Source organism: Paenibacillus phoenicis, assembly GCF_034718895.1.
Taxonomy (GTDB): domain Bacteria; phylum Bacillota; class Bacilli; order Paenibacillales; family Paenibacillaceae; genus Fontibacillus; species Fontibacillus phoenicis.
On record NZ_JAYERP010000001.1, the window covers coordinates 3,814,063 to 3,836,563 of the forward strand.

General features: G+C 54.9%; 19 protein-coding genes. 17 read left to right on the top strand and 2 right to left on the bottom strand.

The window, feature by feature from the left end; all coding sequences use genetic code 11:
• Positions 1 to 469: 469 nt before the first annotated feature.
• Positions 470 to 1,732, bottom strand: coding sequence for a [FeFe] hydrogenase H-cluster maturation GTPase HydF (hydF, locus tag U9M73_RS18110; protein WP_323078426.1), 1,263 nt, complete (start codon positions 1,730 to 1,732; stop codon positions 470 to 472).
• Between the two features lie 15 nt (positions 1,733 to 1,747).
• A complete protein-coding gene (locus U9M73_RS18115) occupies positions 1,748 to 3,181 on the bottom strand; it encodes an aspartate ammonia-lyase (protein WP_323078428.1) in 1,434 nt (477 codons plus the stop codon).
• Positions 3,182 to 3,340: 159 nt separating this feature from the next.
• Between U9M73_RS18115 and yabP the strand changes: the two genes are divergently transcribed.
• From yabP to ftsH, 17 genes are all read left to right on the top strand, one after another.
• A complete protein-coding gene (yabP, locus tag U9M73_RS18120; protein ID WP_009226328.1) occupies positions 3,341 to 3,622 on the top strand; it encodes a sporulation protein YabP in 282 nt (93 codons plus the stop codon).
• On the top strand, positions 3,619 to 4,206 hold the full coding sequence (yabQ, locus tag U9M73_RS18125) for a spore cortex biosynthesis protein YabQ (RefSeq protein ID WP_260071765.1): 588 nt from the start codon (positions 3,619 to 3,621) through the stop codon (positions 4,204 to 4,206). The genes yabP and yabQ overlap by 4 nt, the downstream gene beginning before the upstream one ends.
• A 17-nt stretch (positions 4,207 to 4,223) precedes the next feature.
• Positions 4,224 to 4,580: an FtsB family cell division protein gene (locus U9M73_RS18130; protein ID WP_260071766.1), complete on the top strand. Its 357-nt coding sequence runs from the start codon at positions 4,224 to 4,226 to the stop codon at positions 4,578 to 4,580.
• A 124-nt stretch (positions 4,581 to 4,704) separates the two neighbouring features.
• Positions 4,705 to 5,175: a S1 domain-containing RNA-binding protein gene (locus U9M73_RS18135; protein WP_009226325.1), complete on the top strand. Its 471-nt coding sequence runs from the start codon at positions 4,705 to 4,707 to the stop codon at positions 5,173 to 5,175.
• Between the two features lie 399 nt (positions 5,176 to 5,574).
• Positions 5,575 to 8,082 carry a stage II sporulation protein E gene (gene spoIIE, locus U9M73_RS18140; RefSeq protein ID WP_323078430.1) on the top strand — a complete coding sequence of 836 codons (2,508 nt, stop codon included), beginning with the start codon at positions 5,575 to 5,577 and terminating at the stop codon, positions 8,080 to 8,082.
• 112 nt (positions 8,083 to 8,194) lie between these two features.
• A complete protein-coding gene (locus U9M73_RS18145; protein ID WP_323078432.1) occupies positions 8,195 to 9,106 on the top strand; it encodes an ArsR/SmtB family transcription factor in 912 nt (303 codons plus the stop codon).
• 239 nt (positions 9,107 to 9,345) lie between these two features.
• The gene (locus U9M73_RS18150; protein WP_323078433.1) at positions 9,346 to 11,100 is read left to right on the top strand and encodes an ABC transporter substrate-binding protein; all 1,755 of its coding nucleotides are present in this window, start codon (positions 9,346 to 9,348) and stop codon (positions 11,098 to 11,100) included.
• An 81-nt stretch (positions 11,101 to 11,181) separates the two neighbouring features.
• Positions 11,182 to 12,135, top strand: a complete 954-nt coding sequence (locus U9M73_RS18155) for an ABC transporter permease (RefSeq protein ID WP_009226321.1) — start codon at positions 11,182 to 11,184, stop codon at positions 12,133 to 12,135.
• Positions 12,136 to 12,152: 17 nt separating this feature from the next.
• Positions 12,153 to 13,088 carry an oligopeptide ABC transporter permease gene (opp4C, locus tag U9M73_RS18160; RefSeq protein WP_009226320.1) on the top strand — a complete coding sequence of 312 codons (936 nt, stop codon included), beginning with the start codon at positions 12,153 to 12,155 and terminating at the stop codon, positions 13,086 to 13,088.
• Positions 13,089 to 13,100: 12 nt separating this feature from the next.
• Entirely contained in the window at positions 13,101 to 14,084 is a 984-nt protein-coding gene (locus U9M73_RS18165; protein ID WP_323078437.1) for an ABC transporter ATP-binding protein, read from the top strand.
• Entirely contained in the window at positions 14,077 to 15,042 is a 966-nt protein-coding gene (locus U9M73_RS18170) for an ABC transporter ATP-binding protein (RefSeq protein WP_009226318.1), read from the top strand. The genes U9M73_RS18165 and U9M73_RS18170 overlap by 8 nt, the downstream gene beginning before the upstream one ends.
• A gap of 44 nt (positions 15,043 to 15,086) precedes the next feature.
• Positions 15,087 to 15,569, top strand: a complete 483-nt coding sequence (locus U9M73_RS18175; protein ID WP_323078438.1) for a hypothetical protein — start codon at positions 15,087 to 15,089, stop codon at positions 15,567 to 15,569.
• Between the two features lie 151 nt (positions 15,570 to 15,720).
• Complete coding sequence (locus U9M73_RS18180) at positions 15,721 to 16,464, top strand: vWA domain-containing protein (protein ID WP_009226316.1); 744 nt, start codon at positions 15,721 to 15,723, stop codon at positions 16,462 to 16,464.
• On the top strand, positions 16,436 to 17,389 hold the full coding sequence (locus tag U9M73_RS18185) for a serine/threonine protein kinase (RefSeq protein ID WP_323078439.1): 954 nt from the start codon (positions 16,436 to 16,438) through the stop codon (positions 17,387 to 17,389). The genes U9M73_RS18180 and U9M73_RS18185 overlap by 29 nt, the downstream gene beginning before the upstream one ends.
• Before the next feature lie 244 nt (positions 17,390 to 17,633).
• Positions 17,634 to 19,091, top strand: a complete 1,458-nt coding sequence (gene tilS / locus U9M73_RS18190) for a tRNA lysidine(34) synthetase TilS (protein WP_009226314.1) — start codon at positions 17,634 to 17,636, stop codon at positions 19,089 to 19,091.
• Positions 19,092 to 19,142: 51 nt separating this feature from the next.
• Complete coding sequence (gene hpt, locus U9M73_RS18195; RefSeq protein ID WP_009226313.1) at positions 19,143 to 19,682, top strand: hypoxanthine phosphoribosyltransferase; 540 nt, start codon at positions 19,143 to 19,145, stop codon at positions 19,680 to 19,682.
• A 100-nt stretch (positions 19,683 to 19,782) separates the two neighbouring features.
• Positions 19,783 to 21,912, top strand: coding sequence for an ATP-dependent zinc metalloprotease FtsH (gene ftsH, locus U9M73_RS18200; RefSeq protein ID WP_009226312.1), 2,130 nt, complete (start codon positions 19,783 to 19,785; stop codon positions 21,910 to 21,912).
• Positions 21,913 to 22,501: the final 589 nt, after the last annotated feature.

Genomic DNA, 22,501 nt, shown 5'->3' on the forward strand with positions numbered 1-22,501 from the left:
GACGCTGCCGACGCGAAAGTTACTACTGTGCTTAACTGCGCTTAAATGTGCTTAACTACTCAAACTACCTTAACTGCACCTAACTTCTGCTAACTCTAACTACTCTAACTACTCTAACTACTCCCAACTGCCCTAACACACCTGCGACGTTTAAAGCTCCTGCACACCTTGCTTTTGGAGTAACTATTTCTCTTGCTTTCGCCTGCGGACTCCGGCGTGCGGCTAACGCTTGTCAGAGCGCTTATTTGGGCCAAATGAGGGGGATTTCAATTCTAACACTTGTTAGCGAGCTTATTGGCATCAAATGGCCTCGTTTCGGGGGCGAAACAGGAAAATAAGCTCTCTCATAAGCGTTACATTTTGAAAATCCCCATTTTGGGCCCAATAGCGTTGCTGGTAAGCGTTAGAGGTTCGTTTCGCCTCAACAGCCATCACCGGAGCCGATCAGATCACAGGAGCCGAGTTTCTCTCACTGCGACTGAGACCCCCGAGCCGCCTCATCCCACGCCATCATGGCGGAGGGGAAGAGCTCGATCGCGCGAGGGAACACGCCGTGAAGGTAGGCGATTAGCACGCCGTAGTTGACGATCGGGACGCCGGCCGCTTTGGCTTCGCCGAGGCGGTGCAGCATGGCGCGGCGGTTGAGCATGCAGGCGCCGCAATGCACGATCAGCGCGTAGCGGGACAGGTTCGGCGGGTAGCTGTAGCCGGAGACGTGCTCGATCTGCAGCTGCTTGCCCGTGGTTTGGCGCAGCCAGCGGGGGATTTTGACGGTGCCGATGTCGTCGGACTGCTGATGGTGCGTGCAGGCTTCCGCGATCAGCACGCGGTCGCCGTCCTGCAGGTTCTCCACGGCCCGCGCGCCTCGGACGAGCTCATTTAGGTCGCCTTTATGGCGGGCGAACAGGATGGAGAACGAGGTCAGCGGCACGTCCCGCGGCGTATCGGCGGCGACCTTAAGGAAGACCTGCGAGTCGGTGATGACGAGCCGCGGCTTCGTCCCGAGCCGATCCAGCGTGGCCCGGAGCTCGTGCTCCTTCGTCACAACGGCGATGGCGTCGCTCTCGAGCAGGTCGCGGATCGTCTGCTGCTGCGGCAGGATCAGCCGGCCTTTGGGCGCGGCTTTGTCGATCGGCACGACCAGCACGACCAGATCGCCCGGCGCCACGAGGTCGCCGACGAGCCGGAAGCGCTCCTCCTCGTGCGGAAGCGCCGCGACGATGGCCCGCTTCAGCTCCGGCACGCCGCTCCCGTCCAAAGCGCTGAATGCCACGCATTCCAGGGCAAGCTGGGCCTTCACCTCGGCAAGTACAGCCGCCCTCGCGTCCGTATCCAACAGCGCGTCGACTTTATTCACCACGCCTACGACAGGGATCTTCCGTTGCTTCAGTTCGGCCAACAGCTCCCGATAAAAATCATCGGGACCCGCCAACGCATCAATCACCAACAAGGCGAGGTCGGCGCGGTGGATCAGCTCCCGCGTTTTCTGCTTGCGCTGCTCGCCAAGCTCGCCTTCGTCGTCCAGCCCGGCGGTATCAATCAGCACCACTGGTCCCAGCGGCAGCAGTTCCATCGCTTTGTACACCGGGTCGGTGGTTGTCCCCCTCACCGGCGAGACGACGGCAATCTCCTGCCCCGTTAAAGCGTTCACCACGCTGGACTTCCCCACATTCGTCCGGCCGAAGACGGCGATATGCGTCCGCTCCCCGCGCGGCGTTGCGTTCAGACTCATCTAACCATTCCCCCTCTATTCGCCGGGGATGCCCGGCTTCGTGACCTGCAGCGGATTCAGGATGGCGGCAGCGCGTTCGGCGGTCAGCCAGCCGCCGCTCACAGCGACCTGCTCCACCGACAGCCCCTCGCGCCGGGCGATCCCGGCAATCTCGGCGGCCGCCTCGTAGCCGAGATGCGGGACCAGCGCGGCGGCCAGCACGGTGGAACGCCGCAGATGCTCGCGGCATACGCCCTCGTTGACGGCGATGCCGCGAATGCAGCGCTGCTCGAACAGCGGAACGGCCCGCCCCAGAATCTCCAGCGATTCCAGCAGGGAATCGGCGATCAGCGGGCCGTACGCGTTCAGTTCGAGCTGGCCGCCGGCGGCGGCCCAAGTGGTCGCGGCATCGTTCGCGATCACCCGCATGGCCGCTTGGCCGGCCATTTCCGCCATGACGGGGTTCACCTTCCCCGGCATGATCGACGAGCCGGCCTGGACGGCGGGCAGCGTGTATTCGCCGATGCCCCCGGCGGGGCCGGACGCCAGCAGCCGCAGGTCGCCGGCGATCTTGAACAACGTCACGGCTGCCGCTTTCAGCAGCCCGGACACCTCGACGAAGACGTCCATGTTCTGCGTCCCGTCCATCGGAAATTCGCTGCGCGCTAAGCCCAGCCCGGTCAACTCCTGCAGCGTGTCGGTGACCTGGAAGATGTAAGCCCGGGGCGCGTCCAACCCGGTGCCGATCGCCGTACCGCCGAGATGAATCTCGCGCAGCCGCTCCTCGGCTTTGTACAGCCGCCACCGGTCGCGGGCGACCGCCTTGGCGTAAGCACCAAAGCCCTGGCCGGCCATCATCGGCAGGGCGTCCATCAGCTGCGTGCGTCCGAGCTTCAGCACATCCGCGAATTCCCGCTCCTTCTCCTGCAGCGCCTCCTGCAGGGAGGCATAAGCGTCGCTGAGCGGGCGCAGCAGCCGGATCGCCGCGATTCGAAGCGCGGTGGGGTACACGTCGTTGGTCGATTGACATCGGTTGACGTGGTCCAACGGATGGACAAGCTGGTAGTCGCCTTTTGTCCCTCCCAGCCGTTTAATCGCTAAATTGGCGATCACCTCGTTGACGTTCATATGCGTGGACGTGCCCGCGCCGCCCTGCAGGGCATCAACCACGAATTGATCGACCAAGGCGCCCTCGGCAATCTTGTCGCACGCCCATTCAATCGCTTCCGCGACCTCAGCCGGGATTAGGCCCAGCTTGCCATTGACCCGCGCCGCCGCTTTCTTGACCACGGCGATCGCTTCGATCAGCCGGGGATGGGCTGGACGCCCGCTGACCGGAAAATTCTCCATCGCCCGCGCCGTATGAATGCCGTAATAGACTTCTGCCGGGATCGCTTTGGGGCCTAGCGCGTCGGTCTCCATGCGATATTTTTGATCGGAATCGGGTTCATTCGGAAATTCTTGACGCATTCGGGTTCGCCTCCGACAAATGTCAATCTCTTCCTTTTCATCGTAGTTGAAAGCGACTTCTCGAGACAGTAAAGAAGATCACGTGAAAGGCCGGAAGGAACTTGTTCTAAAGACGATTTTTCGTCCATAAGCTAGGGATAAGAAGGAGGGGTACATGCCATGGTCGAACCAAATAAAGCCAAGCATCAGGAGCTGCATTTGCTAAATCGCAAGCTGTTGGACATTACGGGGGTCCTCAATGTGGAAAGCTTCGACAGCGAGGAGTTTTTGCTTCAAACCGAACTTGGTGCGATGACGATCCGAGGGCATAATTTACATATCAAAAACCTGAACCTGGAGCAGGGACTGGTCAGCATCGAAGGTACGGTAAACTCGCTTTCGTATTTGGATCCGGGGTCCAATTCGTCCAGTAAGGGCCTGCTCGGCAAGCTGTTCCGATGAATTTGGAGACACAATGGGCGACCCTGCTCTGGATGCTGGCATCCGGGGGGATCATGGGCATCGCCTTTGACAGCTATCGCGTCGTCTCGGGACAGCTCCGGTTTCCCCGCTGGAGTGTCCATGCCCTCGATTTGCTCTACTGGTTGGCTGCCGCCTTATTCGTCTTCCGCACGTTGTATCACAGCAACCAGGGGGAACTAAGGTTCTATGTTTTTTTAGGACTTTTTCTAGGTATTTGGATTTATTTTTTGTTCCTTAGTGTTCTCACCGAGCGTTTTGTGTTAATGTTAATGAGGATAGCTAACAAAATTTATCATTTTATCGTACGAACGATTGAGATTTTCATCATCGCTCCGTTACAATGGCTGGTCAAAATGATCCGTGTTCTGCTCGGATTCGTTTGGATTGTGCTGCTGTTCCTAGGCCGGATCACCTTGTTGCCGATCTGGAAGCTGCTCGTATGGGTGCTTACACCTATATGGACAAGGCTTCGGATTCCGCAGGGGGTGGACAAGATTCGGCGTTGGGCGGCTGTGTGGCGAGAGCGTGTTTTGCGTCTATTACGCTGGTTCTACAAAGAATAAGGCTGGGAGGTGCCCTGGTGCGCGAAGTGTCGACAAATCCGAAACCATCGAACAAAACTTCATCCTCCGGAAACGGATCTGCTTTCGCTAAGCGCAGGCTGCGGATCTGGATGGGATTTATGGTCCTGTTTTTAAGCTGGGCCGGATATACGTTCATTTCTCAAGCCGGGGAGATCGGCAGCAAATCGCTAGAGCTGGCGGAACGGCAAGCCGCCAAGGCAGCCAGTGAGCAGAGCTTGAACCAGCTCAAATATGAGATTGACCGTTTGAATGACCCCGAATACATTGGACAAATTGCCATGAAGAAATATGGTCTGTACAAACCGGGTGAAATCCCTGTCCGGGTATCCGAGTCCGAAGCCGGAAATGACTGACCCCATGCGGGTTGACGGGACATCCGTCTGTTGACCTTGTTTCAGTCATTCGGTATAATCAAATCACCGCAGTCAAGATTTCGAGGCCTGGCTGTATATTTTTAAGGGAGGATCATTTTATTTTATGGCAATTGAAGTGGGCACCAAGTTAGAAGGAAAAGTGACAGGCATCACGCATTTCGGAGCATTTGTGGATCTGTCAGGAGGTGTCACGGGTCTCGTTCATATTTCGGAGATCGCCGACAATTACGTGAAAGACGTTAACGATCATCTGAAGATCGGCGATATGGTTACCGTAAAGGTAATCAATGTCGATAAGGACGGCAAGATCGGACTTTCCATCAAGCAGGCTGTTGACAAACCGGCCGAAGCCAGACCGCCTCGTGCACCGAGAACGGACCGGCCAATCGGCGGAGACCGTCCTGGCGGCGGATTTAACCGGGACCGGGGAGGACGCTCTTTCAAGCCCCCAGCCAGCAAATCCTCATTCGAAGACAAAGTTTCTCGTTTCCTGAAGGACAGCGAGGAGCGCATTTCTTCGTTGAAGAAGAATACGGAAGGCAAACGCGGAGGTCGCGGAGCCAAACGAATGTAATCCCTGAAAACTTAATTAATCAAACCCACCGTAGGCGAATCGCTCGCCTGCGGTTTTTTGTTTTGTTTCGCGCTCCAATCTTCACAAGTTGACTTTTGCCTATGCGATAAAGCATGTTTTGTCGCCTCTGGGCTTTTTGCCGACAGGTTCTTACGGTTTTTTACGAGGAGCGCGTTCAAATGGCCGTTGTTCGCAGAACAAGCCCGTGATTCCCCATGCGAACATAGAAACCCCTGATGCGGCTCATCGCTATGGGGGGCCTGTATTCGCGCGGTGTCGGCGTTCCCTCTCAATTTGTCGGAAATTTCTTTTGCACCGGCTCCGGTATCTGACAAACTTTCCGGTTCTAGCCTCCTATAATGGGACATACCTTACTAATTTGGAAAAGGCGGTGCCAGGATGTTGAATAAGTGGAATGTCACCCTGTTTCCAGGGATGAGAAAGGCGAAGGCATGGGACAAGGGAGCGTTGCGGAATATGCTGCTGGGCCAGCCAATCATCCAGCGGGCTGGGCGGCTGTTCGCGGTCAACAAGTGGACCGGACTGCTTCTTGCGATGAGCTTCCTGCTGGGCCGGGCGACGATCTTGGATGAGCTGGCTCCTTTTGCCGTCGCTTTCTTTGCGGTGATTCGATTTATGCGGCGGGATATCGCGTGGTTCGCAGGGGCGGCGATGGTCTGCGGAGCGCTGCTGACGCCGGGTGCGCATCTTCATGCCATGGAAATCGCCGTGGAGCTTTTGATCTTCGCTTTGCTGCAAAAGGGGCTGGAGTCTTTTGAACGGGCAGATCTCTCCTATGCGCCGATTATGGTGTTTACGAGTACGTTCTTCGTTGGGATGTTCGGGGCGGTGATTGGCCCTTCCCTGACTTGGTACGCACTCGCGATGACCGTGATGGATGCACTGCTCAGCTTCGTATTGACGCTTGTCTTCATTCAGGCGGTCCCGGTGTTTACCTACCGGAAGAAGCATTACCAGCTGCGCGGCGAGGAAATTTTATGCCTCGTGATCCTGCTGGCTTCAGTGATGACCGGAACGGTCGGGTGGGAGATTCAAGGGTTATCGGCCGAGCACGTGCTGTCGAGGTACCTGATCCTGCTGTTCGCCTTGGCAGGCGGTGCACCTTTGGGAGCTTCGGTTGGCGTGATCACCGGATTGATCCTCAGCCTTGCAGATACGTCGGCCTTGTATCAAATGAGCTTGCTGGCGTTCTCCGGGATGCTGGCCGGGATGCTTCGGGAAGGGCGCAAAGGGGCGGTCGGATTCGGCATGTTGCTCGGTTCGTCCATTCTGTCCATCTATATCGCCGGCCCGGCGGATGTGATGTCCTCCACTTGGGAGAGTTGCGCCGCAGTTCTGATCTTCCTGCTGACCCCCAAAAAGATGGTCCAAATTATTGCCAAATACGTACCCGGTACGCAGGAGCATGCCAAAACCCAGCATGAGTACGCCAAACGGGTACGCGATATTACGGCTGGCCGGGTGGCGCAGTTCTCCCAAGTCTTCAAGCAGCTGGCGCGAAGCTTCGGACAAGTGTCCAGCACCGGGGAAATCGCTAAGCGCGGCGAGGAGATCGACCATTTTATGAATGCGGTGACCCAGGGCGCTTGCGCTACCTGCTTCCGCAAGAATACGTGCTGGGACGGACGATTCTATCAAACGTACAAGCTGATGACAGAAATGATGACCGCGATCGAGGAGAAGCCGGACATTACTGCGGACGAGTTGCCGGCAAGATGGTTGAAGATGTGCGCGAAGACCGACCAGGTGCTGGATATTATGAAACACGAGTACGATCTGTATCAGCATGATCTGCATTGGAAACGGCAAATCTACGACAGCCGCCGGTTGGTGGCCGAACAGCTCTCGGGGGTCTCGCAGGTGATGGAGGATTTGGCCCGAGAGATCCAACGCGAAGGACAAGCCATGTATAAGCAGGAGGAGCAAATCCGCGAAGCGCTGGAGAAAATGGGCTTGTCCATTCATAGCATCGACATTGTGAGTCTGGACCACGGAAACGTAGAGATCGAAATCGTACATGCGTACACCCGCGGTTTCGATGAATGCCGGAAGATTATTGCTCCGCTGCTGTCAGATATCCTCGGAGAGCATATCGCTGTAATGAATGAAGTCCATCATGGAGGAAAAGAAGGCCTGGCGACCGTCACCTTCGGCTCGGCGAAAGCGTTTGAGATTACGACCGGGGTCGCCGGCACCGCCAAAGGCGGAGACATGCTCTCGGGCGACAGCTTCAGTGCCAAGGAGCTGGGCAACGGCACGTTTGCTGTGGCGATCAGCGACGGGATGGGCAACGGGGAGCGGGCGCGGCTCGAGAGCAGTACGGCGCTGAACATCCTCGAACAGCTGTTGCAATCCGGCATGGAGGAGACGCTGGCGATTAAATCGGTGAACTCGATTCTGATGCTGCGTTCGCCCGATGAGGTGTACGCGACGGTGGATATGGCGCTGATTGATCAATATACGGCGCGGACGACGTTTATGAAGATCGGTTCCTCACCTAGCTTCATCAAGCGAGGTCAGGAGGTGATCCCGGTGACGGCCAGCAACCTGCCGATCGGCATCATCCAGGATATCGAGGTCGATCTGGTGTCCGTTCAGCTCTATCCGGGAGATACGCTGATCATGATGACGGACGGTATCTATGATGCGCCGGGCCCCGCGGTCAACAAGGAGCTGTGGATCAAGCGGCTGATCCAGGAGATCCAGGCCGAGGATCCGCAGGAGATCGCCGATTGTCTGCTGGAGTCCGTCATCCGGTATCAGAAGAACGTCATTCACGATGATATGACCGTGGTTGTGGCAAATATCGACCATCTGCAGCCGGAGTGGGCAACGTTGCATATCCCCGGCATCAGCCGACTGGAGCGGCCGCGCACCGTGAGTTAAACAGAGAGCTTGAGGTGAGAACCTCAGGTTCTTTTTTTGGCGGAAAAATCTTGTTTTTCCTGAACTGGGGGAAAGCGCGTTATAATAGGGGGTGAGAAAGGGGAGTGGAATATTGGATTACCGTGTGGAGGTTACCTTTGAACCCCGGTACGAGCTGCTTAGCAGCCTACATACGATGATATGCCGCAAATCACATAAGAAAATCGACCTGAGCCCGGCATGGGTGAAGGATACGTTAAAACAAATTACGCCGGATTTGAGCTCCCTTCTCAGCGAAATGGAAGTGGACAGCGACTGGAAAACCACGTATTTGCTTGCTTACTTGTGCCCGGACGGGGCGTCGCCTGAGGAGTTTCTGGCGTGGCTGGAGAAGAAGACGCCGGGAGATCTGTATGAGCTGATCGCCGAGTACAGTCAGCAATTTCCGAAGGATATGGGGCAATTCCGCTCCCGTACCTTGACCGTGTTGTCCAGCTGGCATGAGCAATATTTCCGTAAGCTGGAGCCGGAAGTGATCGGCGGGCTGCGTTCCGAAGCTCAGGCGCGTACGGCGGAGCTGGCCAACCAAACCGAGTTGTCGGCGTTTATCGAGGAGACGACGAACGGATTAACGTTTATGCCAAAGGAAGGGCTGGAGAAGCTGGTTCTTGTGCCGCACTATCATTTTCAGCCGATGAATATCATTTATCACTTTGGCCGGATCACGCAGTGTCATTATTCGGCGCGATTCTATCTGGACGACGAAACGGATTTTCCTCCCCATGAATACCGGATGCTCCGGGCGCTCGCCGAGCAGAGCCGACTGAAAATTTTGCGTTATTTGAGCGGCGGTCCCCGAACATTTACGGAGATCGTCCGTCACTTGCAGATTTCCAAGGGGATTACGCATGATCATGTGTCCAAGCTTCGCAGCGGCGGCTTTATCCGTGCCCATATCGATGGGGAAACGATATCCGAATACAGCTTGCGTCCGGAAATGCTGGATGTGATGCACCGGAAATTGGTCGATTATATCGTCAACTAAATCAGTGCCAGCCATGGCAGTCATAAGGATTCCGCACCGTGTGAACGGGGGCGGGGTCTTTTTTTGTGGCATAAATATTAAATTCTCTGAATAAAGAAAAATTATTAAGTTCTCTATTTACAGAACCGCATCCCGATCGTATAATAGGAGCGTTAAAACTCTACTTAACTTATCGGAATTAATGTCTATTGTAAGGTTCCACCTGAAAAAAGACAATTCGGAGGGAGAAAATCATGCAAATGAAGAAAAAACGAGTGACTGCGCTTCTGACCTTATTGTTGTCCGGGGCTTTGGTACTGACGGCCTGCGGCGGGGACGGGGGCAACAATACTACGCAGGGAGCGGATTCGACATCGGCTCAGGCGGGTAATGGCCAAAGCGAGGCTGGTGCGAACAACGCAGGCGCAGAAGCAGGAGGCGCGCTGCAGTTCATTCCGGCCAGCGATATGTCCAAGCTTCCAGCGATAGCCAAAGAGCGCACCGATACGATTATCGTTGGCTTAACCGACCCGAGCGGTGCGTTTACGCCGTACTTCCAGCAGAGCGGATATGACGGCAATGTATCGTCGCTATTATTTACGCCGCTGGTAACGGTGGATGACAATGGGCTGCCGACCCCGGGCCTCGCCGAAAGCTGGGAGGTTTCCGATGATCAGCTGACGTATACGTACCATCTGCGTAAGGACTTGAAGTTCAGCGACGGTTCGCCAATGACTGCAGACGATGTGGCCTTTACCTGGACGTTGCTGCATGACAAAGCTTACGACGGGGACTCCCAAATCCCAACGCTGCATATCGTTGGCGGTGAAGCTTATAAGGAAGGGAAGGCGGACAGCATTTCCGGCATTACCGTGAAAGATCCGCAGACCATCTCGGTGACGCTGGAGCAGCCAAATGCGACCGCCCTGGTGCTGCTTGGCGGCGATATCCTGTCCAAAGCTTATTACGGCAAGGACTACAAGTTCGGCCAGCTCGATTACATTAAGAAGCTGCACGAGAAGCCGGTCGGCAACGGCCCTTATATCCTGGAGAAGTTCATTCCGGGGCAAGAGGTGCGTTATGTCGCCAACCCTTACTACTATGCGGGTAAGCCAAAAACCGAGAAGTTTATCTATAAAACCTCTGAAGGTGACACATGGCAGTACCTGGAGACAGGTGAAGTGGACTACGCTTCCTTCAGCGCCACGACCGAGAACATCGATAAGCTGAAAAGCATGGGCTTCGTCAATATTTTGCCGTATACCCCAAGCACTTATGGTTATCTGCAATTAAATCTCGAACATGAAGCTTTGAAGGATAAGAAAGTTAGACAGGCGCTGACGTATGGATTGGATCGTCAAAGCATTTACGTGGAAGTGAACCAAGGCGCAGGGCAAGTTGCCAACATTCCAGCTTCGCCAATTTCCTGGGCTTACACGGAAGAAGGCATCAACCAATATGCCTATGATCCGGACAAAGCCAATCAACTGCTGGACGAAGCCGGTTGGGTGAAAGGGGCAGACGGCATCCGTGAGAAGGACGGTCAGAAGCTGACCATCCATTACCTTGGTTCCAAGAACGCCCAAACCGACGTCTTTATTGCTGTAGCGACGGAGAACTTCGCTGAAATCGGCGTAAACTTCCAGCCGGAGGTGTTCGCGGACTTTAACGCGCTGGTCTCCAAGGTCGAAGGCGGCGACTACGATATGGCTTCCTTCTCTACTCCAATGCTTGCTGACCCGTCCGACGGCGTACTGCAATTCGTGGATGGAGAGATCAAAGGTTATGACAACCCGAAGGTCAAAGAGTTGTATGACAAAGCACTGAGCACCAGCGACATCGAACAACGTAAAGCCACTTATAAGGAGCTGTTCCAGCTGCTGAACGACGAATTGCCGATTATCTTCACGAACTACAAGAAGACGGTATATGCCTATAACGGCCGCATTCAAAACCTGACGGTCAGTCCGTTTACCGGCCTGTCCTCCAGCTTGCCAAACTGGACGTTGGAATAGAATCTGAATCTTTGAAAAATCAGCCGCTCCCCTCGTGTGCCCTGCATGCGAGGGGATGGCTTGTCTAAGGAGTGCGACGCGATGAGCGCCTATATCACCAAACGATTGATTTATATGGCGGCGATTTTGCTGGCGGCCTCGCTGCTGATCTTTTGCCTGTACGCGCTGACGCCCGGCGACTTCATCAGCGGGAACATCAAGCTGACGCCGGAGCGCAAGGCCGAGCTGCGGGAGATCTACGGCTTGAACAAGCCGGTGCTGGAACGGTACTTCATATGGATGAAGAATGCTTTTCACGGCGACTTTGGCTATTCGTTAGCCCAGCAGAAGCCGGTGCTGGCGTTGTTTAACGACTATATCTGGAACTCGTTCCTGCTGGCGGCGGTATCGACGTTCTTTACCTGGTTTATTGCCGTGATCGTTGGCGTCATCTCGGCTTACAAGCAGTATTCCTGGTTCGATACACTTGTGCTGGTGCTGATCTTTGCTGCGATGTCGCTGCCGTCTTTTTTTATCGGACTATTCCTGATCAAGATTCTCGCGGTCGATTTGAAATGGCTGCCGCCGGGCGGGATGATCACAACGGGGAGCAGTGCCACTGGATTTGCTTACGTAAAAGAGGTTATTCACCATATGACCCTGCCGGTGATCGTAATGACCATTTTGGGCGTCGGTTCGCTGACCCGTTACTTCCGGACCAACATGATCGACGTGATTAAGCAGGATTATATCCGAACGGCTCGCGCCAAAGGGTTGAAGGAAAGCAAGGTGCTGTACCGCCATGCGCTGCGAAACGCGTTGCTTCCGGCGATTACGCTGGTGGGCTTTGAGCTGCCTGCGTTGTTTGGCGGTTCGTTGATCATTGAGAAAATCTTTAACTGGCCGGGGATTGGGCAGTTGTATATGTCCTCTTTTTCTGTTCGGGATTATCCGTTATTGATGGGATTTACGATGCTGATTGCGATCTTGACTGTGATCGGGACGTTGTTATCGGACTTGCTGTACCATATCGCCGACCCGCGTGTCCGGTTGTAATAGGGGGTTAAGCAACCATGAACTCAATTCCAGAACATCTATCGAAGCCGGGCCAAGAGGCTGCCCGTACCGCCGTGTCCAAGAAGCCGTCGCTGTGGCGCCAGTCGCTGCGCCGGCTGCTTCGCAATAAACTGGCCATGTCGGGGCTCGTTGTTGTTGTTTTTATGTTTCTTGCCTGCTTCTTGGGTCCGCTGTTCTCGCCGTATGCGGATAACAAAATTCAGATGTCGATGATGAACAAGCCGCCGAGCTGGCAGCATTGGCTGGGGACCGACAAGCTGGGCCGGGACGTATTAACCCGGGTTCTGCAGGCCGGACGCATTTCGCTGACCGTTGGCTTGGCATCCATGGTGTTGTCCGTCTTCTTGGGCACGCTGCTTGGCGCGATTGCCGGGTATTATCGCGGGATTGTGGACCAAATCATCATGCGGCTTGCCGACTTGCTGTTAACAATTCCTGGTCTACCGCTGCTGTTCATTGCCGGGGCGCTGCTATCGGAGTGGAAGGTGCCGACCGACTACCGCATGTACATCGTGATGATCATGCTCAGTCTGGTGAACTGGCCGGGGCTGGCGCGGATGATCCGCGGGCAGATGCTGAGCCTGCGGGAGCGCGAGTTCATGCAGGCGGCGGAGGTGCTGGGGCTTCGCGACCGGCGCAAGCTGGTCCATCACCTGCTGCCGAATCTCGTGCCGCTGATTATCGTGATTGCCACCCTGAACATCGGCGGGGCGATTCTTAGCGAGTCGGTGCTCAGCTTCTTTGGGCTGGGCGTGATGCCGCCGACGCCGACCTGGGGCAATATGATCGACGCCGCGAACAATTTGATCGACTTCCAGCAGCATCCTTGGCTGTGGATTCCGCCAGGGCTGTCTATTTTTGCCACCGTCATTGCTATCAATTTGTTTGGCGACGGGCTGCGGGACGTGCTGGATCCGAAAATGAACAGGTAGGTGAAGAAGCTTATGTCAACTTTGCTGGAGATAGACCAGCTAAGCACGCATTTTCATACCGAAGAAGGACGTATCAAGGCGGTTGATGAAGTCAGCCTGCGGATCAAGCCGGGGGAAACCGTGTGTATCGTCGGAGAGTCGGGCTGCGGCAAAAGCGTGACGGCGATGTCAATTATGGGCTTGCTGCAAAACGGCCCCGAGGTGGAGATCGGCGGACGAATTCAATTTGGCGATACCGATCTGTTGTCTTTAGATAAACATCATCTTCGCGCCATTCGCGGACATGAGATCGCGATGATTTTTCAGGAGCCGATGTCTTCGCTGAACCCGGTGCTGACGATCGGAGAGCAGTTAATCGAGCCGATGGTGCTTCACTTGAAGCTGAGCAAGAAGGAAGCTCGCCAGCGGGCCCTCGAGCTGATTGAACAGGTTGGGATCTCTCGGCCGGAGCAGATTATGAAGAGTTACCCGCATGAGCTGAGCGGCGGGATGCTGCAGCGGATTATGATTGCGATCGCCATCTCCTGCCGGCCGAAGCTGCTGATTGCGGACGAACCAACGACGGCGCTCGACGTAACGATCCAAGCCCAAATCCTCGATATGCTGCGGCAAATTAAGGCGGAATCCGACATGTCGATTCTGCTGATCACCCATGATCTTGGTGTCGTCGCAGAAATGGCTGATTACGTGGTCGTGATGTATGCTGGCAAAGTGGTTGAGGAAGGGGAAGTGACCGCGCTGTTCGAATCGCCGAAGCACCCTTACACGCAAGGGTTGTTGAAGTCGAAGCCGGTGCTCGGACAGCGTCAGGATGAGCTGTTTTCCATTCCGGGCCAAGTGCCAAATTTGCTGGAATTGCAGCCTTCTTGTTATTTTCAGGACCGCTGCGCGCACTGCATGGACATTTGCCGCACGAAGGAGCCGGCATTGAAATCGCTTGGAGGCGGCCAGAAAGCCGCTTGCTGGTTGTATGAGGAGGAGAAACGCCATGGGTGAGCCGCTGCTGACAGTACGGCATTTGAAAAAGTATTTTCCGATTAAGACAGGGCTCCTGCAGCGGACAACCGGACAGGTGAAGGCCGTGGACGACATCAGCTTCACCATTCAGCCCGGGGAAACCTTCGGCCTGGTGGGTGAATCGGGCAGCGGGAAGAGTACGGTCGGCCGCAGCATCGTTCGTTTGACAGAGAAGACGGACGGCGACATTCTGTTTAAAGGCACAGATCTTTACTCGCTAGCGGATGAAGAGCTGCGCCGGTTGAGACCGAAGCTGCAGATGATTTTCCAGGACCCCTACGGTTCCTTGAATCCCCGGATTCGGGTTGGCGACGCAATCGGCGAAGCTTTGCTCGACCACGGGTTGCTGCCGAAGGCGGAGATCCGCGACCGGGTGCTGGAGGTGCTGGCTTCCTGCGGGCTGTCCTCTTATCATATCGATCGTTATCCGCACGAGTTCTCCGGCGGGCAACGCCAACGGATCGGAATCGCTCGCGCGCTGATTCTGAACCCCGAACTGATGATTGCCGATGAACCGGTGTCTGCGCTGGACGTATCGATCCAAGCGCAAATCATCAACCTGTTCCGTAAGCTGCAGGAGACTCGCGGGTTAACGTATTTGTTTATCTCGCATGACTTGAGTGTCGTGGAGCATCTGTGCACGCAGGTTGGGGTGATGTATTTGGGCGGAATGGTTGAAATGGCCTCGCGGGATGAGTTGTTCCGCCATCCGTTGCATCCCTATACTAAGGCGCTTCTGTCTGCCGTGCCGCTGCCAATCCCGCGCATGAAGCGGGAGCGGATTATTTTGAAGGGCGATATTCCGAGTCCGGCGAACCCGCCTTCCGGCTGCAAATTCCATACCAGATGCCCGTTTGCTACGGCAGAGTGCAAGCAGCGGGTGCCGGAATTCCGCGACGTGGGCGGAGGGCATTTTGTGGCGTGCCATTTGGTATAGTTTGAGATAGACTAGTATGAGTTAGTTATATGGGTAGGGAGGTCATGCTTTTGACAGCACCAAAAGCCAGCTTGCCGCAGCTCTATGCGCTGCGATTGGAGATGATTCGGGCGAAGGGCATCCAAGGCGCGGAGCTCGTGGAGCTGCTGGAGCGCAAGGATGCCGCTGAATTGCAGCAGCGAGTTAATCCGGAGCTGCAGTGGGACGGATTTGTGGAATACCTCCAGGAGCATTTGGATGAGGTCAAGCAAGCTCTATCGGAAGGCTACCGGTTTAAGTTCATGACAGTGGGCGGACTGCGGAGCTTGCTGGAGATCAAATTCGGGCTGCGGGCGGAGCAGGATTATGTTTTTGACAACAACCGCTTTGCCGGCGTAAGGCTACATCGGGAAGACTATCAACAACTCAGAGCCCTGGCTCCTGACTATTGGGAGATCCTGATGGATAAGGAGGACCCGGATACGGGGATTCTCGAAATGCGCATTGTGCATAAATATGCAGATAATTCTGGATTCTATCGAACTTAAGGCGACTGTCTTAGGTTCCTTTCTTTTTTATAAGGAAGTGATGGCCTCGGGCCGGGTCTTTCTTCGCGCAGCTGGTTTGAATTCTATCCTAGCTGGAAATGATAGATACGAGAATGTTGAACTCTATCTATTTGAAAGGCGGGATGATGAGATGAAACAGATTATGTTGATTACGGACGGGTGTTCCAATGTCGGGGAAAGTCCGGTGATGGCTGCGGCGCTGGCAAGGCAGGAAGGAATCACCGTAAATGTGGTGGGGATTGTCGATTACGGTACGATTGGCGAGCTGGGGAGTCTGGAGATCGCTGAAATCGCCAAGGCCGGCGGCGGGATGAGCCGGATTGTCGGAACCGAGAACCTGGCGCAGACGATGCAGATGATGACGCGAAAAACGGTCGTCCAGACGATTCAACAGGCGGTTCATAAAGAGATCCGGCAGATCCTAGGCGATCAGACGGTTAGTGACTTGCCGCCAGAGCAGCGCTCGCAGGTCGTCGAGGTGATCGACGAGCTGAGCGAGAACAGCTCGCTGCAGGTGGCGCTTCTCATTGATGCCAGCGCCAGCATGAAGCCGAAGCTCCGGGCCGTGGAGGAAGCGATTCGGGATATGATGTTGAGCTTGAGCTCGCGGAAAGGGGAGAGCCAGCTGGCCGTCTTCCATTTTCCCGGCTCGCACAGCGGAGAGGATGCCGTCCTGGATGTGGAATGGACCAGCGATCTGGGGTCTGCCCGTTCCATCTTCCAACGCCTCGTCATGAGAGGGGCAACGCCAACCGGACCTGCGCTTCTGAAGGTGATGGATTTTATGCGATATGGTACACTGAATGAACATGGTAAGTCTTGGCGTGAGAAGACGGAGGGACAAGATGGAATCCTCGGCGACTACGTCGTCTAAAATTCCCCTGCCGCAGGGAACACGGATTATCGGACGCTGGAACGGCGGTCGGTATGTGATCCAGCGTTTGCTCGGGCAAGGGGCTAACGGCGTTGTATTCCTGGTGAAACGGGAGAAAAACGGAAAATTATACGCTCTGAAGCTGGGCTTCGATACGCTGGATATTCAATCGGAAATCAATGTGCTGAAAGCGCTGCAGCGTCAAGGCCGGCGGCGGGGTGCGGCGGAACGGGATCTCAATTACCTGGTGGAGGTGGACGACTTCACTTACCAGGGAAGGGAGATTCCTTTCTACGTTATGCGCTATGTGCAAGGGGAGCCGCTGCGCGCCTTTTTGGCCCGGCGGGGGCCGCGCTGGCTGGACGTGGCTGGCCTTCAGCTGCTGCAACAGCTCGGACGGCTGCACCATTCCGGCTGGGTGTTTGGTGACCTTAAGCCGGAGAACGTGCTCGTAGGGGCTTATGGCGAAGTCGAGCTGATCGATTACGGCGGAGTAACAAGTGAAGGGCACAGCGTAAAGCAGTTTACGGAGTGGTACGACCGCGGTTTCTGGGGGGCGGGAAGCCGTACAGCAGATCCTGCGTATGACTGGTTCTCCTTCGCGGTTGTCTGCATTCATTTGCTTGCTGAGAGTGCGTTAAAGAAAGCGGCGACTCAGCTGCCGCAAACGCGCAGCCGCAGCGATCTTATCGCCATCGTCGACGGGTATGAGACGTTGGCGCCGTACCGCGCCTGGTTGAAGCGGGCTCTCCATGGGGAGTTCCGGGATACGGCGGAAGCGTGCCGGTTGTGGAAGGAGATGGTCACCCGCCGTTTCACTCCGCGGCGCCGGACGCGGTCTGCGACCCCGGGATGGATCGTCGGGGCGTTTGCGGTATCGCTGACGTTGCTTGCCTGTGCGCTTTATTTGACTTTTAGGTTTTAGGCGGTGGGCTTCCGAAGCTAACGGACACCAGAGACGCTATTCGCTTGCGATTGGACTTCCTCCGATTCTAACGGACTGAGGAGACCTTATTTCGGATAACAGCGGCAATCTGGTCCATTAAAAGGCCACTTAAGGTCACTGGGGTCCGTTAGATTGGGAAATTGCCGGGAAATGGGCAAATAGAGTCCTTCCAGTCCGTTACGTTTACGAACTCATTTTTGAGGGAAGGGAGAGGGGGTATCCGATGAAAGAAACCACACTGTACCGATTAACGGAGCAGGTTCGCCGTTTTGGCAGGCAGGAACAGTTATGGTTGCCCGGAGATGTTATCGTTGTGGCGGTGTCCGGCGGGGTCGATTCTACGGTGCTGCTGCATATAATGAAGGAAATCGCCGGGGACAAGGCGCTGGGACTCCAACTGATCTGCGCGCACCTGCATCACGGCTTACGCGGCGACGAGGCGGATCGGGATGCGGAATTTGTCCGTGAGCTCGCCGAGCGGCTTGGTATCCCCTTTGAATTGGGGTACGCGGATGTGCGTGCTTATATGAAGGAAACGGGGCAAAGCCTGGAGCTGGCGGCTCGGGAGAAGCGGTACGAATATTTGCATCAGGTGGCCGAGCGTTATGGGGCATCGTCCATCGCGCTTGCCCATCATGCCGATGACCAGGCCGAGACGGTGCTGATGCGGCTGCTGCGGGGCAGCGGGCCCTCCGGATTAGCCGGAATGCGACCCAAACGCCGCGAAAAAAATGTGGAACTTATCCGCCCCTTGCTCCGTATATACAAGACGGATTTGCTCCAGGCGTGCCGCGAATCCGGGCTGGCTTACGTCGAAGACAGCAGCAACCTGGATAAAGAGATGACGCGAAATTCGATTCGGCTGGATGTGTTGCCATTTTTAGGGCAATATAATGGTCAGTTGCCGGAATCGCTGAACCGGTTGGCGGTGCTGACTGCAGCAGAAGACGATTACCTGCATCAGGAAGCGATGAGGTTGTACGCTGAGCTTGTGCGGACGGAGGACGGGATTCTCTCGTTTGAAGCCCCTCTTTTCTCCGGTTTACATGTTGCTTTACAACGGAGGTTGATTAAACTAATATTAAATTATCTGCCTTTAAGTACGGAGGATCGCGATTTTGTCAAGGTCGAGGCAATTCGTCAAGGGACGATTCAAGATCGGCCCACGACGTGGAGCTTAGATCTCGGCGGCGGCGTCAAGTGCGTACGCGAATATGACAGGATACGCTTTATCCCCCCGGCAGTAGAAAGTCGGATTCCTCATTATACATATTTGGTGGAACAATTTCCGGCAGAGGTGCCGATCGAGGGCCTGAGCCAGAGCTTGCGAATCACGCGGTATGGCGCCGGCAGGGAGCTTCACGTTAAGGCAGAAGGAAATAACGAAGCGAAATTTGATGCGGATGAGCTGGTCTATCCGCTTACCGTGCGTTCCCGATTACCGGGAGACGTGATGAAAGTTATGGGATTAAACGGCAGCAAAAAGGTAAAAGATATTTTCATCGATGCGAAAATACCGCCATCCCTCCGCTCCCGCATCCCGATGGTCACGGATGCCGCAGGCCGGATCCTGTGGATTCCCGGCGTTCGCCGTTCCGCAGTTGCTGCGGTGAACCCGCGCACGACCACTGTTGTGCATATGGTTCTAACGCCGCGTCCAGATCCGGGGCGCACACCTTGAGGATTAGCGAAAGATCGGCATTCATAGAATAACGTAGGAGGTTCACTCATTTTGCTAAACGATATCCAGGAAATTTTGATTACGCGGGAACAAATTCAAGAGAAGGTTGCTGAGTTGGGCAAACAGCTGAGTGCGGAATACGAAGGGCGTAACCCGCTCGTGATCTGTATCTTGAAAGGCGCTTTTATTTTTATGGCCGATCTGGTGAAGGAAATTACGGTACCGATCGAGCTCGACTTTATGGCTGTCTCCAGTTATGGAGCGGGAACCCGTTCTTCCGGGGAAGTGAAGATCATCAAGGATTTGGATACCTCCGTGGAAGGCCGCGATATCTTGATCGTGGAGGACATTATCGATAGCGGGCTGACGCTCAGCTATTTGATTGATGTGCTTGAACGGCGCAAGGTCAAATCGGTTAAAATCGTTACGCTGTTTGACAAACCGGCGCGGCGTACGGTGGATTTGCAAGCGGACCTGTCAGGGTTCGTTCTTCCGGACGCTTTCGTTGTCGGATACGGTCTGGATTATGCCGAGAAATACCGTAACCTCCCATTCATCGGAGTTCTGAAGCCGGAGATTTACACCAGTTGATTTCGTCGTCCGCTTGGACGAAGGACCACCCTTGCCGGAATTTTGAAATGGCGAGATTGGCTATGGTAAAATAACTTAAGGTCTTGAGAGGAGGTAGGGGATGAATCGGTTCATCCGGAATTCTGGTTTTTATTTAATACTTTTCTTAGTCGTGGTGGGCATCGTCCAATTCCTCAATGGCGGACAAGAAGCAACCGTCACCCCTAAGTATTCGGACTTACGTCAGGAACTGAAGGATAATAATGTTGCTGATCTAACCGTTAAATTTGACGGTTACGCTTATCTGGTAACCGGTAAGTATAAGGAAGCTGTCGGAAACGACAAGACGAAGAATTTCTCTTTGTATGTGCCTTTTGACGAGAATGTCGTTAAAGAGATCATCGCATACAGCGAACAGAACGGTTTTAGTTTAGAATGGAAGAAGATGCAGGGCGAAAGCATCTGGCTCACCTTCCTAACTTCGATCGTTCCGCTGGCGATCATGTTCATTCTGTTCTTCTTCTTGTTTAATCAAGCGCAGGGCGGCGGCGGCAAAGTGATGAACTTCGGCAAGAGCCGGGCGCGCCTCTATAATGAAGAGAAGAAGAAAGTTACGTTTGAGGATGTCGCAGGTGCCGATGAAGAGAAGCAGGAGCTTGTCGAAGTCGTTGAGTTTCTGAAAGATCCGCGGAAGTTCTCGGCCGTGGGGGCAAGAATTCCGAAAGGCGTTCTGCTTGTAGGCCCTCCGGGTACCGGTAAAACCTTGCTTGCCCGCGCTGTTGCCGGTGAAGCAGGGGTTCCGTTCTTCAGCATTTCCGGTTCTGACTTCGTGGAAATGTTCGTTGGGGTCGGCGCTTCCCGCGTGCGGGATTTGTTCGAGAACGCGAAGAAGAATGCGCCTTGTATCATCTTTATCGATGAAATTGACGCCGTAGGTCGTCAGCGGGGCGCTGGACTTGGCGGCGGTCATGATGAACGCGAACAAACGCTTAACCAATTGCTCGTAGAAATGGACGGCTTCAGCGGCAACGAGGGCATTATCATCATCGCTGCGACGAACCGTGCAGATATTCTGGACCCAGCCTTGCTGCGTCCGGGACGTTTTGACCGTCAAATCACGGTGGACCGTCCGGATGTGAAGGGCCGCGAAGCGGTCTTGAAAGTGCATGCGCGCAACAAGCCGCTGACTAAAGACGTCAAGTTGGACGTGATCGCGAAGCGTACGACGGGCTTTACCGGCGCTGACCTGGAGAACCTGCTGAACGAAGCGGCCCTCCTGGCAGCACGGCGGAACCGCAAAGATATTTCCATGACGGAAGTAGACGAAGCGATCGACCGCGTTATTGTCGGTACTGAGAAACGCAGCCGCGTTATCAGCGACCGCGAGAAGCGCATCGTGGCTTACCACGAAGCGGGCCATACGATTGTGGGTTACTTCTTGGAGCATGCCGACATGGTGCACAAGGTAACGATCATTCCACGCGGCCGCGCCGGCGGGTATGTCATTATGTTACCGAAGGAAGACCGTATGCTGGCCACGAAGAACGAGCTGCTGGATCGGGTAACCGGTCTGCTTGGCGGCCGCGTATCCGAGGAGCTGTTTATCGGCGAGATCGGAACCGGCGCATACAGCGACTTCCAGCAAGCGACCAACATCGTGCGCAGCATGATCATTGAATACGGGATGAGCGAGAAGCTCGGTCCGATGCAGTTCGGCACATCGCAAGGCCAAGTGTTCCTGGGCCGCGATATCGGGCACGAGCAGAACTACAGTGATCAAATCGCTTACGAGATCGATCAGGAAATGCAGCGGTTCATCAACGAATGTTATGAACGTTGTAAGCAGCTGCTGACCGAGCACGCCAAGGAAGTTCACCTCATTGCGGAAACGCTGCTTGAAGTGGAAACCTTGGAGCTCGAGCAAATCAAGTCGCTGATCGAAACCGGTACGCTGGACGGCTTGAAGAAAGACGGCCAAGATGGCGGCAGCGGTTCCTCCGAGCCGGGTGAGCCGTCGATCGACAGCGTGGGTGACGTTCGCGTTCGCATTCAAGGCAAAACCGAGGATTCGGCGCCTGCTGCTCCGGTCGGGGATATCCCAAATGACGTTCCGGGCGGCACCGCCAGCGATCGGACGAACGATCCGGTTGTTGACGCACCGCAAGGTACCGTCAGCGATACGCCTGGTCAAGCCGATTCGGCGGACGAAGGCAAGGATCCAAACAATGGTGGCAGCACGCCAACCGTGTAACCATACCAGCAAAGACCTAATCCGGGAAACCTCAAGTTTCCCGGATTTTTTTAGATATCAGAAAGTATAAACTTCGGGGGATCGGCATCCTGATATCGCAAGGAAAACTTCCGCTAAACGCGGTCTGGCTACATTGAATGTACGTCGATAGACGTTTTTCTTACGTTCAGATGTATGCGAAAAATCGAATACAGTTTGGCGGATCTGGTGATTTTAACGGAATCTATATGAAATTTCGTATATATTTGCACCATAAGCTGAGGTATACCTAAATTCTGTATGAAAAACCGAATAGAATCCGGGAATATTGGCGTAAGCCGTATTTTGTATACGAAAAATCGAATACATTGATGGGGACGAGAAATCAAAGGTCTTTTTCTTAAAATTTTAGTTATTCCTGAACGCGCGTATCCCCTCGTTAATCCTTATTTTTCCTGCATTATCAAAGGCTATTGGGGCTATACGCACCCGGACGGCGCATTGACAGTGCCTTTCACCTTGTGTAAATTAGTTGGTAAACACCGTGTGAAATTTAATACGTTCTTGCCGTTTCACGCAGGATTGTCATACAACGCAGCAAGAATCCCGG